General features: G+C 67.2%; 1 protein-coding gene. It reads right to left on the bottom strand.

What is annotated here, in order from left to right:
• Positions 1-974: host specificity protein J (locus OH705_RS26815; protein ID WP_416383597.1), on the bottom strand; the 974-nt coding region annotated here is incomplete at both ends.

The raw sequence follows: 974 nt of genomic DNA on the forward strand, positions 1-974 counted from the left end.
CCAGTCCGGTCGACCAGGCGCGCCCAGAAGAAGAACGACGCACCGGCAGCCAGGCCGGACATCACGTGCTCCGACTGTGGATAGGCCAGGTCCGCCAGCTTGGTGGCGCTGGTCAGGTCGTTGATCGGGTTGCTCCAGATCTCCGTGCGCTGGGTGTCCTCGGCCCCGGGCGGCAGTCCCCACTTCAACCGGATGGCGAAAATCTCGCTGGTCGCCGTGAGGAACGTAACCGCCGGCGGCGTACCTTCCTTCCCTTTCAAGTCGGTCAGCGCCGAGCTGCGCCAGGTGGAGGTGATATCGAAGGCGCTGACCGCGCGCACGCGGGCCAGGTACTGACCGGCGTAGATCCCGACCACATCTACCGACGCGGTACCGGTGCGCTGAAGCCTGATCCAGTTGCCGCTGTCCTTGCGCCACTCGACGTCGTAGGCCACGGCCCCTTCCACGGCTGGCCAGGCGATGGTCATCGTGCTGACGGCCAGGCCCTGGGCAATCGCGTAGTCGGACGTCAGTGTCACGCTTGCCGGCGGCGGCACGGTCGTCACCGGGATTACGCTGATTGGCCGCTCCTCTAGCTTGGCCCCGGTGTCGATCGCGGCGAACTTGCTCGGGTTGAACTCCAGCGCGGTAATCTCGTACTCGCCTTCGGCGGTGCGCGAGGTCTTCAGCACCCGGAACAGCTGGATGGCCAGGTCGTCAGCGTCGATCGCCCACTGCAGTTCGGGCTCCGGCTGGACCGAGTAGGCCGTGGTCACGGTCACAGCGCGACCGGCCACTGACTGCACGGTGCGGCCCTGGGCGCTGCCATTGGGCAGGTTGATGATCAGCCGGTCACCGGCCTTGATCTGCGTGTCACGGTCCAGGGTCACGACCTTGCCGGCCGCCGCAGCGATCCGGCCACCATTGGGCCGCCCCGAAAGCAACTCGTCCGCCACCGGGATGACGTGGCCAGGCAGCGGGATGCGGCCTTCCAT

It is taken from the genome of Pseudomonas sp. BJa3, assembly GCF_026343815.1.
Classification (GTDB): Bacteria; Pseudomonadota; Gammaproteobacteria; order Pseudomonadales; family Pseudomonadaceae; genus Aquipseudomonas; species Aquipseudomonas soli.